The 15,414-nt window shown below is 21.8% G+C and carries 14 protein-coding genes and 1 other RNA gene; 9 read left to right on the top strand and 6 right to left on the bottom strand.

The window, feature by feature from the left end; genetic code table 4:
• The first annotated feature begins 77 nt into the window (after positions 1 to 77).
• From ACXX87_RS01060 to tsaD, 4 genes are all read left to right on the top strand, one after another.
• Positions 78 to 1,076 (top strand): hypothetical protein, encoded by a 999-nt coding sequence (locus ACXX87_RS01060; protein ID WP_458573109.1) that lies wholly within the window; start codon positions 78 to 80, stop codon positions 1,074 to 1,076.
• An 80-nt stretch (positions 1,077 to 1,156) separates the two neighbouring features.
• Complete coding sequence (locus ACXX87_RS01055; protein ID WP_436359047.1) at positions 1,157 to 2,530, top strand: DUF2130 domain-containing protein; 1,374 nt, start codon at positions 1,157 to 1,159, stop codon at positions 2,528 to 2,530.
• Positions 2,523 to 3,716, top strand: coding sequence for a replication-associated recombination protein A (locus tag ACXX87_RS01050; RefSeq protein WP_436359049.1), 1,194 nt, complete (start codon positions 2,523 to 2,525; stop codon positions 3,714 to 3,716). Before ACXX87_RS01055 ends, ACXX87_RS01050 begins: the two co-directional genes overlap by 8 nt.
• A gap of 6 nt (positions 3,717 to 3,722) precedes the next feature.
• A complete protein-coding gene (tsaD, locus tag ACXX87_RS01045) occupies positions 3,723 to 4,670 on the top strand; it encodes a tRNA (adenosine(37)-N6)-threonylcarbamoyltransferase complex transferase subunit TsaD (RefSeq protein WP_436359051.1) in 948 nt (315 codons plus the stop codon).
• Positions 4,671 to 4,678: 8 nt separating this feature from the next.
• Here the strand turns inward: tsaD and ACXX87_RS01040 are convergent, their stop codons facing one another.
• From ACXX87_RS01040 to ACXX87_RS01020, 5 genes are all read right to left on the bottom strand, one after another.
• Positions 4,679 to 5,521, bottom strand: a complete 843-nt coding sequence (locus ACXX87_RS01040; protein ID WP_458559492.1) for a deoxyribonuclease IV — start codon at positions 5,519 to 5,521, stop codon at positions 4,679 to 4,681.
• 25 nt (positions 5,522 to 5,546) lie between these two features.
• Complete coding sequence (locus tag ACXX87_RS01035) at positions 5,547 to 6,323, bottom strand: Nif3-like dinuclear metal center hexameric protein (RefSeq protein WP_436359054.1); 777 nt, start codon at positions 6,321 to 6,323, stop codon at positions 5,547 to 5,549.
• Entirely contained in the window at positions 6,316 to 7,647 is a 1,332-nt protein-coding gene (locus ACXX87_RS01030) for an RNA polymerase sigma factor (protein ID WP_436359056.1), read from the bottom strand. The genes ACXX87_RS01035 and ACXX87_RS01030 overlap by 8 nt, the downstream gene beginning before the upstream one ends.
• A gap of 77 nt (positions 7,648 to 7,724) precedes the next feature.
• Complete coding sequence (gene dnaG / locus ACXX87_RS01025; RefSeq protein ID WP_436359057.1) at positions 7,725 to 9,452, bottom strand: DNA primase; 1,728 nt, start codon at positions 9,450 to 9,452, stop codon at positions 7,725 to 7,727.
• Positions 9,453 to 9,465: 13 nt separating this feature from the next.
• Entirely contained in the window at positions 9,466 to 10,830 is a 1,365-nt protein-coding gene (locus ACXX87_RS01020; RefSeq protein WP_458573108.1) for a glycine--tRNA ligase, read from the bottom strand.
• A 57-nt stretch (positions 10,831 to 10,887) separates the two neighbouring features.
• On the opposite strand from ACXX87_RS01020, the gene ACXX87_RS01015 reads away from it, so the two are divergent.
• Together ACXX87_RS01015 and ACXX87_RS01010 are read left to right on the top strand one after the other, a co-directional pair.
• Positions 10,888 to 11,541 carry a uracil-DNA glycosylase gene (locus ACXX87_RS01015; protein WP_436359061.1) on the top strand — a complete coding sequence of 218 codons (654 nt, stop codon included), beginning with the start codon at positions 10,888 to 10,890 and terminating at the stop codon, positions 11,539 to 11,541.
• Positions 11,542 to 11,550: 9 nt separating this feature from the next.
• Positions 11,551 to 12,306, top strand: a complete 756-nt coding sequence (locus tag ACXX87_RS01010; RefSeq protein WP_436359063.1) for a hypothetical protein — start codon at positions 11,551 to 11,553, stop codon at positions 12,304 to 12,306.
• A 16-nt stretch (positions 12,307 to 12,322) separates the two neighbouring features.
• On the opposite strand, the gene rnpB is transcribed toward ACXX87_RS01010, so the two are convergent.
• Positions 12,323 to 12,604: RNase P RNA component class B (gene rnpB / locus ACXX87_RS01005), an RNA gene on the bottom strand.
• A gap of 81 nt (positions 12,605 to 12,685) precedes the next feature.
• On the opposite strand from rnpB, the gene ACXX87_RS01000 reads away from it, so the two are divergent.
• Genes ACXX87_RS01000 through holA form a run of 3 tightly spaced genes read left to right on the top strand, consistent with a single transcriptional unit; the run spans position 12,686 to position 15,398 of the window.
• Positions 12,686 to 13,186 carry an MAG0490 family ComEA-like DNA-binding protein gene (locus tag ACXX87_RS01000; RefSeq protein ID WP_458557657.1) on the top strand — a complete coding sequence of 167 codons (501 nt, stop codon included), beginning with the start codon at positions 12,686 to 12,688 and terminating at the stop codon, positions 13,184 to 13,186.
• Positions 13,111 to 14,466, top strand: a complete 1,356-nt coding sequence (locus ACXX87_RS00995) for an MAG0480 family ComEC-like protein (protein WP_458559558.1) — start codon at positions 13,111 to 13,113, stop codon at positions 14,464 to 14,466. Before ACXX87_RS01000 ends, ACXX87_RS00995 begins: the two co-directional genes overlap by 76 nt.
• Positions 14,467 to 14,468: 2 nt before the next feature.
• Positions 14,469 to 15,398 carry a DNA polymerase III subunit delta gene (gene holA, locus ACXX87_RS00990; protein ID WP_436359067.1) on the top strand — a complete coding sequence of 310 codons (930 nt, stop codon included), beginning with the start codon at positions 14,469 to 14,471 and terminating at the stop codon, positions 15,396 to 15,398.
• Positions 15,399 to 15,414 lie beyond the last annotated feature (16 nt).

Raw genomic sequence — 15,414 nt, 5'->3', positions numbered from 1 at the left:
TAAGTGAAAAAGAAAAAAATAAAATTTTTAAAGTAAAAAAATTTATTGAATTTTCAGATTTATCAGAAATAATAAAAATGAAAATAAAAAATAAATTTTTGAATCCTACCATTTATATAGAAATAGCAGTTCTAATATTAACTACTATTTTTTCATTTGTTAATGTTTTTCATTTAATATCTAACAATTTAATTGAGCAATTTCAAAATATTTTACAAGAAAAAAAACCAGATATTTTTATAAAAAATTGATTTTGAAATATTAAATTTTTTGAATTTATATCTTCATTAATAATTAACACTTTATTTAAATCAACTTTAATTTTTATCTATTATATAATTTGAAAAAAAATAAATGAATGATTATTTGATAGGAAAAAACATATTGAATATAAAAAAAATAGACAAAAATTTAATAGTTTCTTTTACCATAAAGATATTGTTGTTTATATTGTAAAAAAAATAATAATAATTTTATTTTATGTATTGATTTTATTTTTATTTTCTTTATTTATTTTAATTTTTTCTTCTGGTTTAGAGTGATTACTTATACTATTTTTAATGCTTTTAATTTTTATTCCTACTATAATAGGAATAATTATAATTTTTTATTCTAAATTTAATAGACACAAACATACTAAACATGAATATTTTAATTTTTTACAGGAAAATAAATCATTTTTAGAAGAAGAATATCAATTTATTTTTGTATATAAATATGTTGAATCTATTAATGATTTTTTGATTTTTAAAAATGAAAATAAAAACCAGTGAAAAAAATTCAAGCTCCAATATAAAAAAAGAAAAATTGATAAGAAAGACTTTTGAAAATTAAAATGAAGTCTAAAAATTTTTAATGAATTTAATAAAAATGTAAATAGAATTATTGCAAAAAAAGAAATAATAAATGAATGAAAATATATTTTACCAAGTGAATTGCAATTATGTCCAGAACATGGAAATACTATCATTTTTCATTCTAAATATAATTTATATTATTGTTCTTATGGAGAATATTTTTCTTTAATTTATTTAGAAAATATGGGGAAATGTAAATATTTTATTTTAAAAGAGTAAATGTGAAAATAAAATTCGAAATTTTACTGTTTAAATGTAAAAATTAATATAATATTATTTATATATAGAAAGGCAAAAAAATGGGAAATAAAATAAAAGTTAGAATTATAGAACATGAGCCAAGAATCAAATTTGAAATCTTGGAAGATGCAAAAAAAGGAGATTTTTTCTTTATAGATGAATATAAGGATGAAGGTGTAGAAAATTATTTAAATGAAGTGCGTTTAAAAATAGACGATGATTTATTTAATACAGCTAAAAACCAAGCACTTTTAGAGTATAAAACTAGTGAAGAATTCATTAATTTAAAAAATGATTTAAACGAAAAAAATAATATAATCAAAAATCACAAACAAGAATTAGAAAACGCTTCTTTAAGAGCTATAGAAGATTTTAGAAATAATGAAGAATTTACAGAAAAAATAAAGAAAATCGATAATTTAGTTGCTGAAAAAGAGAATTTAATCAAAGAAAAAACACAATTACAACATGAATTAGTTAATGCTGAAATTAAGACTATAAATGAATATAAAAAATCTCTTGAATATCTTGAATTAATTGATTCATTGCAAAACATAAGAAAAGAAAATGCAACTTTAGTAGAAAGAATGAAAAATATTAAACTTAATATGCAAAGTGAATCACAAGTAGAAATGACTAAAAAAGAAATTCAACATTCTAATGAAATACAAAAATGAATTAAGGAAAACACTGAACTAAAAACTACTATAAATGATTTACAAAGGAAAAAAAATGTAAATATAAAACTTATCGGTGAAGATTTAGAAAATTGAATAATTTCTCAAGCTTCTGAAAATCTTTCGTTTGATAACAACTGTTCTTTTTATAAAGATAATGAAGTTAAAGATCATACTAAAGCAGATTTTTTATATGATATTTATAGTAGAAATAATAATAAAAAATTATTAGGAAAAATAATAATAGAAGCAAAAAGTCAAGGTGAAACAGGTAATAAAAAGAATTCTGATTATTATGATAAATTAAAAAGAGACCAAACTAAAAAACAAGCTGATTTCGCTATTCTGGTTAGCGAATTAGAACCAGAAAAGGATTTTTTAATTTCTAAGGTATTTGATTATGAAAATATGTATGTTATAAGACCTGCATATTTAATTCCCTTTTTATCATTACTTAAACATTTTATAATGGAAAGAGAAAAAATAGCAGATGCTGAAATAACTTTCCAAGAAAAAAAGGATATTTTAGAACAATTTGATAAAATGAAAAATGAAATTTTAGATAATTCTCTTAAACACATAAGAACACAAACTGAAAAAATCTTAAAAAACGCAGAAACAATAGAAAAAAACGCAAAAGAAATAAAAGAATCTATTAGTTTAGTGGTTGATATTCACCTAAACACAGTAAAAAATAAAATAGAAAATTTTGCTATTCAAAAAATAACAAAAAAAATAGATAAAATTTATGAATAAAAAATTAGATTTGAAAAAATTTAAACCAGAAACACTGGATGAAATTATAGGTCAAGAGCATATTAAATTTCTTTTAAATAGAGTAATTGAATTAAAAAACAGAACATCTTTTATTTTTTATGGAGAAAGCGGAATTGGAAAAACATCAGTTGCAAATGTTTTAGCTTTAAAGCTTAATTTAAAATACACTACATTTAATGCAACTATAGAAAATAAAGATTCGCTTTTAGAGAAAATTAAAAATAATGACATTTTGATTATTGATGAAATTCATCGTTTAAATAAAGATAAACAAGATTTACTTTTAAGTTATTTGGAAAAAGACCAAATTATAATTTATGCAACAACAACAGAAAACCCATATTTTAAAATCAATCCAGCAATTAGAAGCAGAATGCAAATTTTAAAATTCAACAAGCCTTCTTTGGAAGAAATAATAAATTTTTTTCATTCAAAAAGCTTCATTTTAGCAAAAGAAATTATAGAAAAAATAATATTTTTATCAAATTTTGATATAAGAACTATTTTTAGAAATTTAGATTTTGTTTTAACTTTAAGTAAAAATGAACCTTTAAGTGAAGAAATTGTTGAAAAATTATTACCAAATGTTAATTTTTATAGTGACAAAAACGCTGATTCACATTATAATAATTTAAGTGCTTTTCATAAATCATTAAGAGGAAGCGATCCTAATGCAGCTTTATATTATGGTATGTTAATTATAAAAAGCGGAGATTTTGATGGTTTATATAGAAGAATGCTTTGTGTTGCATATGAAGATATAGGTCTTGCTCATCCTAATATTTCTTTGAAAGTTATGGCAGCAATTAATTCAGCAGAAAGACTCGGAATGCCTGAAGCTAGATTACCACTTTCTACTATCATTATTGAATTGGCATTAAGTCCAAAAAGCAATTCAACTTATCAAGCGATGCAAAAAGTTTCTGAATTAATTGATACTGGCAAAATATATGAAATTCCAGATCATTTAAAAGATTCTCATTATAAAAGTGCTAAAAAATTTAATCACGGGGTAAATTATTTATATCCACATGATTTTTTAAATAATTATGTTGATCAACAATATTTACCTTCAGAAATAAAAAACAATAAATTTTTTGAATTTGGTAATAATAAAAATGAACAAAAATTAAAAGAATATTTGAATAAAATAAAGGAAAAATAAAGAAAAATGACAATATTAGGTATAGAAACTTCACACGATGACACATCTGTAGCTATTTTAAAAAACGGTAAAATACTTTCTAATATTACATTTAGTCAAATCAAAATTCATGCTAAATATGGAGGTACAATTCCGGAAATCGCTTCAAGAGAACATGTTAATAATATAGCTATTATTTTAGAAGAAATAAAAAAGATAATAGACTTAAATAAAATAGATTATATAGCATTTACAAAAGAACCTGGTTTAATTGGTTCTTTGCAAATAGGGAAATTATTTGCAGAAGCAATTTCATTAATTTTAAATAAACCTTTATTTCCGATAAATCATTTAAATGGTCATTTTTTTTCAGGTGCAATAGATAATGAAATAATTTATCCAGCTATTTCACTTTTAGTCTCTGGGGGACATACTCAAATTTTATATGCTAAAAATCCTAAGCAAATAGAAATAATTGGCGAAACTTTAGATGATGCAGTTGGTGAGGCATATGATAAAATAGCTAGAAAATTAAATTTATCCTTTCCTGGCGGACCAATTATTGATAAAATATATTTTGATAATATAGGCAAACAAAGTCAATTTGTTAATAATATAAAAATTTCAAAACCAAAAACGGAAGGAAAATACGATTTTTCTTTAAGTGGTATAAAAACACAAGTTATAAATATTATAAATAACTTTGAAAATAGAAGATTAAGTGTTCCTGTTGAAGAAATAGCTTATTCTTTTCAAAAAACTATTGTTGATTATTTAATAGAAAAGACAAAAATGGCAATTGAAGAATTTCAACCTAATTCTATAGTTCTTGCAGGTGGAGTTTCTGCTAATAAACATTTAAGAAATGAATTTGTTAAACTACATTCAAATTCTATAATTCCTAAATTGGAATATTGCACTGATAATGCTGCTATGATCTGTAAGGCAGCAGAAATTTTGATAAAAGAAAACTAGGGTAAAACCTAGTTATTTTTATTTTCTTTATCTAGCAGAAAAGCAATTTCTTTATCATAAATTGGTCCTTCTTCTTTTCAAGGAGTCTCTAATATAATAGGTATATTATCAAATAAAGGATCGTGTACAATTTTTTTAAGAATTTCTTTAGGAATAAAACCTTCTCCAATGTTTGCGTGTCTATCTTTGTGCGAATTTAAAGGATTTTTCGAATCATTGAGATGAATAACTTTTAAATGTTTTAAAATATTTTTTTGTTTTAATTCATTTATAAATTCGTCATAATTTTCCAAATTATAACCTGCATCTCAAATATGACAGGTATCAATGCAAATTCCTGTTCTGGGATTATTCACTTCATTCAAAACAAAAAGTAATTCTTCAAAGTTAATTCCTACTTCAGAACCTTTTCCAGACATAGTTTCAAGTATAATTTCTACATTTTTTGTATTATTTAAAATAAAAGTTAGGGATTTAATTAACTGTTTAAGTGATTCTTCTCTAGAAAATGTAGTATGGGAACCAGGGTGTAAAACTAAATATTTAGCACCTATATAATTCATTCTTTCTATTTCTTCTATTAAAAATTTATTAGCAAAATCAGCTTTTTCAGGATTTGCTGGATTAGTTATATATGGTGCATGTACCACTATGTCTTCTGGTTTTATTATTTCTTTATAGTCTTTTAAATATTCAAATAGTTTGTAGTTAGAAACATTTGTTCTTAAAGTTGTTTGTGGTGCTCCTAAATAAATCATTGTGCAATTTGCACCATTTTTTATAGATTCTTCAATTGCTCCATATAAGTAATTGGGTTTTTTGAATGAAACGTGTGATCCTAATTTAATCATATTTTTCCTTTTAATTTTTAAATTATTATATATTTATTATAAATTCATTTTCCAAATATTTTTCTACTTTTAAATTGGTTAAAGATTTTTTTATTATTTTATACATAAAATCAATATTTGCTTTTTCAATTGAGTGCGGAACTACCAATAAATCAATTTTTAGATTATTGATTGTTAACAATTCATTTCATTTTAAGTCTGAAGTGATGTAAAGAGCTTTATTTTTAATTACTTTATAAGTTTCTAATATATTTTCAATACCAGCAGCTCCTGGCAAAATTACAATTTTTTTAATTTTTTTATTTTTTTGCAAATTTGTTTGCAAATTATTTAAATTTAGCATATTTTTAATTTTGTTTATCAATTCAAAAAAAGAGATTTCGCTTTTTAAATTAACAATAGAATTAAATTTATTTACAGGAGTTAAATCACCTTCTAAATTGATTTTTTCAAGTATAGATTTAACACCGCTATTTGGTAAAAAATCCAAATTGGTATGAATTGAAAAAACATTAATTTTATATTTCTTTATTAATTTATGCATTGATTTTTTGTAAGGTTCTTTTTCAAAAGTGTTTTTTAAATATCCTTTATAAAAAAGAAAAGTGTGATAAGTTAAAATAAAATTAAAATTGTTTTTTATCGCATAATCTAATGCTTTTTTAGTTAAATCTAAACAAATGAGAACTTTAGAAATTTGATTATCAAAAAAGTATGAAAACCCTACCTTATCTCAATCTTCTTTAGAGTTTTGAGGGAAAATTGAATCAAGAAATAAAGAAAATTCTTTTGAATTATTCACCTTGGTAATAATCTTTTAATTTTCTTTTTTTCTGAGTTATTTTTAATTTTCTTAAAATTTTTGATTCAATTTGTCTTATTCTTTCTTTTGAAACACCTTTTTCATTAGCTAATTCTTCTAAACTATGTATTCTATATCTTTCTCCGTGTTCGTTTTCACCAACACCAAATCTTTTCATTATTAAGATTCTTTCATCTTCATCTAGATTTTTATGAAGCATTTCTTTTAAAATTTGTTCCAATTCTTTTCCTGAAGCAAAATCAACAGGAGAAATTACAGTTTCATCTTTTATGAAGTCAGAAAAGAATGAATCATCTTCCTTACCAATTGGTTTATCTAATGAAATTGGATCAATATTAATTTTTCTAATATATTGAACTTTTTCAGCTGTAAAATCATCTTCCATTTTTTCAGCAATCTCTTCATCTGTTGGTATTCTTCCTAAATTTTGATGTAATTCTCTTTCAATTTTAGTCAATTTATTAATTGTTTCTACCATATGAACAGGAACTCTTATGATTCTTGCTTGATCAGCAACTGCCCTTGTTATTGCTTGTCTAATTCATCAAGTTGCATAGGTTGAGAATTTATATCCTTTTTCAAATTCATATTTTTGAACGGCTTTTAAAATCCCTGAATTACCTTCAGAAATTAAATCTATAAAGGATAAACCCCTATTTTTGTATTTTTTGGCATTATTTATAACCAGTCTTAAATTTCTATTAATTAATGTGTGACGAGCTTTTCTACCTTTTCTACCACCTTCTTTAATTTGCTTAGCAAGAGCAATTTCTTCATCTTGGCTTAATAATTTTCCATATTTACCAATTCAACGCATATATCATTTTATAATATCATTAGTTTCGGTTAGTTTATTTCTGTATTGAGAATCGTTTAAGTTAAAATCTTCTTCAAAAATTTCATCATCTTCCATAGATAAAACATCATCAGAATCATAATCTTTTAATTCTAAATCATCAATTTCATCGATATCATCAAAATCAACATCTTCATCAGATATCTTTTTATTTTTAGTTCTTTTTTTAGATTTAGATATTTCTTTTTCTATCTCTTTTTCATTTATTTCGTCAAAATCACCTTTATCACTTTCGTCATTTAAGATTTTTTCAGAAATTAAAACTGGAAGCAAGTCCATTGCTTCATCTTCATCTATAGAAAGTTTTTTTGCATATAAAAATTTAAAAACTTCATCTTGAGTAAGAAAAGTTTTATCTTTTTTCTTCTTTTTTTGTCTTGCTAACTCTTTTTGTAATGCATTTATAATTGTTGTGTATGAATTTGATAAGTTTTTATCTTTAGCCATTTGTCACCTTAAGTTTTTTAGATTTTAATTAAATTTATCAATTAAAAAGTATAAAAAATTATACCATAAAAATGATTTTATTTATTCAATAATGAAATAAATGATAAAATTTTTTCATCAATTTTTTCTTTTTCATCTATATCGGAACAATTTTCTTTTTCTTTTTCTAATTCTTTTATTATATTCTGTATCTTGAATACTTTTATTTTTTCATTGATTTTTTTGTAATTGTTAATTAAAACATTTAAATCATTAAGATCTTTTGCATAAGTTTCTATAAATAATTGACTTTCATTTAGAGCTTGTGTTTTTTCTTGAACCGTTTTATATTTAAGAATTTTATTAATATTTTTTTTATCAGAAACAAGAAGATTGAATTTTTCAGAATTTTGCATAAAATTTTTTTCAATCTCTTCTATAAGACAAATGGAAGTTATTATTTGTTTTCTTATTTTTTCTACATTACTCTCTAAATTTAATACTTTTTTTTGTTTATTTGGGTTTTGATTATAATTTGAAAAACTTTTGTATTTTATTTCATTGTTTTGGAGATTAAAAATTTTAGGATTTATGTTTAATTCTCTTTCAATTTTTTCTAAAATAAAGGATTTTTCTTTATAATCAGCTAAAACTAAAAAATCTTTAAAGTCTTTTATAAAATTATCAACTGATATAAAATCATTTTTATCTACATTAATAATCATTTCTTTATATAAAAAAGAAAGGGGTGATATTCTATTATTAAGCATTTCCTTGAGTTTTTCTTGTCCAAAAATGTTTAAATATTCATCTGGATCATAGTTTGTATCATTTTTAATGATTTCTACTTTTATATTATTTTTTAATAAAATTTTTAGAGATTTTTTAGTAGCTTCTACACCAGCTTTATCGCCGTCTAAAAGTAGAATTACATGTTTGTTTAGCAACAATTTAATATGTTCTTCAGTTAAAGCAGTACCCATTAATGCAACGGCATTTTTTATGTTTGCTTTATAAAGAGCGATAACATCCATGAATCCTTCACAAATTATTAATTCATTTTTTGTTCCTAAAAAATCAATCGCATTTTTATAATTAAAGAGTATTTTTGATTTTGAAAAAATTTTATTTTGAGCTGAATTTAAATATTTAACTTGATTACTTTTATCAGAAATAACTCTTCCTGAAAATCCTACAATGTTTCCAAATTGATTTTTTATAGGAAACATAATTCTGTTTTTAAAAAAAGAGTTTTCGTTTTCAGTTATAAGTGATGCATTAATTAATATGTCTTTTTGGTTATTTTTTAAAGATAAAAGTTCAATAATTTTATTATCATTTGGAGCGAAACCTAATTCAAAAACCTTTATTATTTCGTCATTTATAAAGCGATTTTGAATAAAACTGGAAATTTCAAAATTACTTTTTTGTTGATTTAATAAGAACAATTTAAATAACATATTGGCATCTTCATTTGCTTTAATTAATTTTTGTTCAAACTCATTATATAGGGGTTTATTTTCAAAAGAAGACATTTCATCCAAATTCAAATTTAAGTTAAAATTTTCGTTTAAGTATTTTAGTGCGTTGGTAAAAGAAAAATTATTAAATTTTATTACAAAATCTAGAACATTTCCTGATTCTTGACAACTAAAACATTTAAAAATTTTTTTAGAAGGAGAAATAGTTAATGATGGTTTGCTATCTTGGTGAAATGGACATATGGCCAAATAGTTATTTCCTCTTTTTTCTAAAGGTAAAAAACTGGAAATAACTGAAATTATATCCAATTCAGTTATTATTTTATTTACTAATTCTTTATTCATTTACCTTCCTAATTTATTTAATATATTTTTTAATATCTGCAATGAAAATTCTCTCTTGCTGCATTGTATCTCTGTTTCTAATAGTTACTTTATTATCGTTTAAAGAATCATAGTCAAAAGTTATACAATAAAAAGTTCCTATTGAATCTTGACGACGATATCTTTTACCAATAGTTCCACTTTCATCGAATGAAGCACTTATATTATCTTCTATTAATGAATTAAAAATTTCCATTGCTTCTTTTGATAATTTTTTAACAAGAGGAAGAACTGCTACTTTATATGGGGCGATATCTTTATTTAATTTTAAAACTATTCTTGTATCATTATTTTCTATATTTTCTTCTTCATAGGCATCTACAATTAAAGCTAAAAGTAATCTATCCATCCCAATAGAAGGTTCGATAATATGCGGAATGTATTTTTTATTAGTTACTGGATCTAAATATTCTAATTTTTCTTCTGAAAAATTACTGTGTGATGTTAAATCAAAATCACCTCTATGTGCAACTCCGAGTAATTCACCTCAACCAAAAGGGAATAAAAATTCTACATCACTTGTTGCTTGAGAATAATGAGCTAACTCTTCTTTAGAGTGTTCCCTAAATTTAATAGATTCTTTCTTAATTCCTATATTTAAAAGGAAAGCTCACACTTTTTCTAAATAATTTTTGTATATTGCTAGTGAATCTTCTGGAGAACTAAAAATTTCAAGTTCCATTTGCTCAAATTCCCTAGTTCTAAAAATAAAATTTCCTGGAGTTACTTCATTTCTAAAGGATTTACCAATTTGTCCTACTCCAAAAGGAATTTTCGCTCTCATTGTTCTTTGTATATTTTTAAAATTAACAAAAATTCCTTGTGCTGTTTCAGGTCTTAAATAAATTTTATCTTTTTTATCTACTACAACTCCTTGATGAGTTTCAAACATAAGGTGAAATTGTTTAATTTCTCCTCAATCTGTTTCACTATTATCATAGTTTTTAACGTTATTTCTTAAGTGTTTTGTAATTTCTTCATTTGATAATTTATTGACATTTATTTCTGGAAAAAGTTCTTCCATAATGTGATCAGCTCTATATCTTTTGTTATTTTTTTTATTTTCTATTAATGGATCGGAAAAATTTGAAACATGACCTGATGCTTCTCAAACTTTTGGATTCATTAAAATTTTAGAATCTAATCCATAATTTTCTGGTATTTTAGTTATAAATTCTCTTCATCAAAAGTCCTTAATATTTTTAGAAAGTAGAACACCTAAAGGACCATAATCTCAAGTATTTGCTAAACCTCCATAAATTTCAGAACCTTGAAAAACAAAACCTGAATTTTTTAAATGATTTATTATATTTTGAATATTCTTTTCTTTATTACTCATAGTTATTAAATTATAATAAAAAAAGTGTTATTTTTATTTTTTATTTATAATTTTAATATGTTGAATCAAGAAGAAGTTTTTAATTTTTTAAAAAAAGAAAAAAGTAAAAAATATTTTTTGAATATTTGTGAAAAAATTGAAAAAGAATATGAAAAAGCAACTATTTTTCCTGATTATAAAGATATTTTCAAAGCTTTTGAAATTACAAATTTTAATGACTTAAAAGTTATAATTTTAGGACAAGATCCTTATCATACAGAAGGTTTTGCGGATGGTTTGGCTTTTTCAAGCAAATCTAAAAGAATTCCCTCATCGTTAAATAATTTATATAAAGAAATAAAAAATAGTTATCCTGATTTTCAAAGTGAAAATGGAAATTTAGAAAGATGATCTAAACAAGGTGTTTTATTACTAAATACTATTTTAACAGTAGAAAAAGGAAAACCTCTTTCTCATAAACATATTGGTTGAGAAACTTTTACTTTTAATTTTTTAAACTTTATTTCAAATAAACAAAAAAATCTAATTTTTTTATTTATGGGTAAAAAGGCTGAAGAAGTTATCCCATTAATTAATTTAGAAGATCAAATAATTTTAATAACATCCCATCCTTCGCCATTTAGTTACTCAAAAAGTTTAAAAAATTCACAAATTTTCAAAAAAATTAATGATATGTTAATAAATCTTCATAAAAATTCAATAAAATGATAAAATTTAATTATGGTAGTAAAACATAAAGTTGAAGTTAGATTATCAAAAACTGAGCATGAAATGGAAGATTGAATTGAAAATAACACTGAGTTATTTTGTAAATTAACTCAAATGGAATTTGCTGAACAATTTTTCATGAATACAGCATGTACGATAAGTCATTATGTAAAGAAAATCGGTTATGAAAATTATAAAGAATTTAGAAAAACAGTAACTGAAAACTATATAAAACAAAAGGAAAAAGATAAAAATCCTTTTGGAGATGCTTTATTTAAGACTGTAATTGGGTATGATTTAGATTTTTTAATTGAAGGATTAATGACTAATTATAAAAATTTACAAAAAATATTTTTAGTTTTAGAAAAATATTCAAGATTTCACCTTTTTAAATTAGGAGAAGATAACTATAATGTAAATGAATTTATAAAATTTTATTCTGAAATTAAAAGAAAAGAAATTATATTGAATTCTAATACAAATGTAATAATTGAAAATAATGTTATAAATGATGATATTTATATCATTTTTGATAATTTTTATGATGATTTTGCACTAAAGGGTTTTGTATCCAATTTACTTGAAAGAGATAAAAATATAATACTCTTTTCTTATAAAAAAGCATTTGTGAATAATGAAACATTAATTTTAGTAGATTTACAAGAAATATATGGAATAAGAAAAATAAGTCCTTATTTATTAAAAAATTCTTTTAATTTTATAAGCGACTTATTAGTGAATATTCAAAAAGAAAAACCAGTTAAATAAAAACTGGTTTTTTTGCATCTATAAGCCGCGTTCTGTACTTTATAAAAGTGTCAATTATTTATCTAGATTTAAAACCTCTTTATTTTTTTTCATTTCAAAAAATAAAGTTCCCCTACCTTAATTTGGGTTTCTAGCTCATGGAGTTTACCGCGTTTCACCTTAATTTAATAAGCTCGTCTCTGTGGCACTTGTCGTCTAAGCTTGGATTTATTAGATCCAACATGAACACTACTATCATCTCAGATAGTGCTAGCGCGGACTTTCCTCTACAATATATTTGCAGCAATTGACCAATGCTATATTATTTTAGCAAAATAAAAGCATTTTTCCTATTTTTTTCCTTTTTTTGACTTTTATCTCAAAAAAAGAAATATTTAATATGGTTAAGAAAAGAAAAAAATTTTTTATATCTTCCTTGTTGCTTTTTTCCTTGGTTTTGGTTGGTGGAGTTTCTTTCTTTATTTATAAGCAACAAAACAAGAAAAATTTCTTAAAAAAAGAAAAAGTTCTTTTAGAAATTTCAGGAGCTGTTTCATATCAAGGCGGATTATTTTTCGATAAAGGGGTTAAGTTAAGAGATGTTTTATTTAAATTTAATTTAAAACCTAATGCAGATATTAAAAAAATAAATCTTGAAGAAAAAATTATTGAAAATAAAAAAATTTTTATTCCTTTTATTGATTATAAAACAAAGAAAAAAATTAATAAAGTTACAGAAGAAGAGTTTAAAAAAGTTGGTATAAGAATGAATATAATAAAAAAAATAATACTTTTTTTAAAAGATAAAGATACAGAAAAACTAAAATGGGAAGATTTTTTAAAAATAAATGGATTAGGTGAAAAAACTCTAAAAATTCTGCAAGAAGAGTTTGAGATTTAATTTTATTAATTATATTTATTATTTTTCTTCAAATAAGTTTCACTTTTTTAAATTATTTATTTTTATTTTTTAATTTAATCATTTTTATATATTTTTTAAACATAAAATCAAAACTTTACATAACCTTTTTAATTTTATTTACCATTTACTTTTTTATTTTATTTTTTAGTCAAAATAGTGAAAAAAAGACTTTTGTAATTGAAAAAAATAATATTCAATTTTATAAATTATCGAAAAAAAGTTTCTTTTTTGATTTTGAATCTAGAAAAGTGCTTATTAATTATCCTGATATACAGGAAAATGCTTTATATAATGCAAAATTAGAAATAGCAAAAATTGAAAATAATAACGAAAAATTAAGTTGAAATTTATTCTTAAAATCTAAAAACATTTTATACAAAGTTCAAAAAGTGTTGTATTTAAATTTTCAAGAAAAACATTTTTCTTTTTTAGATAATATAAAACAATATATACTAAGTGGTAAAGAAAATTATGCAAAAATTGTTCCAATGCTTTTGATTGGAGAAAAAACAAATGAATCTAATGAAATAGTTAAAATTATTAAAGATTTATCTATTTATCATCTATTTGTTATTTCGGGATTTCATATTGGTTTAATAAATCTTTTCATTAAGAAAATTTTTAATTTTTTGAAAATTAAAGAAATCTGATTTTTTATTTTTTTCTTTTTCTTTTGTTTTGTCTATTTAATGATTTTAGATTTTTCAATTTCAAGTGTACGTGCTTTTGTTTTTATAATTTTTAATTATATAAATTTAAAATTATTGAAAAATAAATTTAATAGAATTGAAATTTTAATATTCATAGCTTTAATTTTTATAATTATAAATATTAATGTTATTTTTTCTGTCTCATTTATATTAACTTTTTTAATAACTTTAAATATTCTTTTTATTTTAGAGTTTAAAATAAAAAATAAATTTCTTAATATTTTATTAATTTCAATTAGCAGCAACATTATTGGTTTTTTAATTATAAACATCGTAGATTTAACACATTACAATATTTTATCTATATTAAATTCAGTAGTTTTCAGTCCTATTATTTCAATTCTTTATATTTTTTCCTTTATATTTATTTGAAATAAGGAGATATTGGACTTTATTTCGTTGGTATTTATTTATATAATTAAATGATTTTATCCTTATCAATATTATATAAATTTGAATTTTTCTTTTATAATATCATTAATTGTTATTTGTAATTATTTTTTAATTTTAAATATTATCAATTTTAAAAAAAATAAAGAAAAGGGGTAAAAATGTATTTTTTTTATGGTAATGAACAGTTTTTAATAAATAGAGAAATAAAAAAAATTATTTCCAAATTACCAAACCACAAAATCACAATTTGTTCTGGAATTTCTTTTGATCAATTGCTTGAAAAAATAGATTCTAAAGACATTTTTATTAATGAAGAAGTTTTAGTAATAAAAGATACTGATTTATTTTTAAATCCAGAAGTAAATAAATTAATAGATTTATTAAATTCCATAAAAATAAATAAAGAAAAAGTAATTATTTTTAGTTGTTTTTTTGAAAAAAAAGAGAGAAAAATAATAAATTCATCACTCTTTAAATTTTTATTGTCAAATTCTTTCCATAAAGAATTAAATAAAATAGATATTAAAGAAAAAAATGAATATATCAAAAAAATAATAAAAGCTAAAAAGGGAGAAATTTCAGAATTAGATTTAATATATTTAGCATCACTTTTACCAAATGACTTAATGTTTATTTCAAAAGAAATTGATAAATTGCTAATTTATAATACAGTAATTACTAAAACAAGTATTCAAAAATTGGTTTTTTTAACTGATCTAGACAATGATTTTGCATTAATAAATTCCTTATCAAATTTAAATATAGAGGAAATTTGAAAGGTTTATAAAGAAAAAACACTTGAAGGTTTTTCAATAAATAATTTAATTGGTCAAATATTTTCTTTTTTTAATGTTTTATTTCAAGTTATTCATTTTGACAATAAAAAAATTAGTGAAAAAGAACTTGCTGAGAAAATAAAAATTCATCCTTTTAGAATTAAAAAAGCAAAAGAATTTTTAAAAAATAATAGAAAAGATGAAAAGTATGTTTTTAACATAATTAAAAAATTATCTGAATTAGATTTTTTAATAAAATCAGGAAAAATGCAAGAAAAGGAAGGTTTTGAAACATTTTTAATTTATTTATAATTTTTAAACAAATTAA

This window comes from Mycoplasma sp. 613B, from assembly GCF_054343485.1.
The sequence above is the reverse complement of the archived record's forward strand: the minus strand, read 5'-3'. Positions and strand labels throughout refer to the sequence as shown.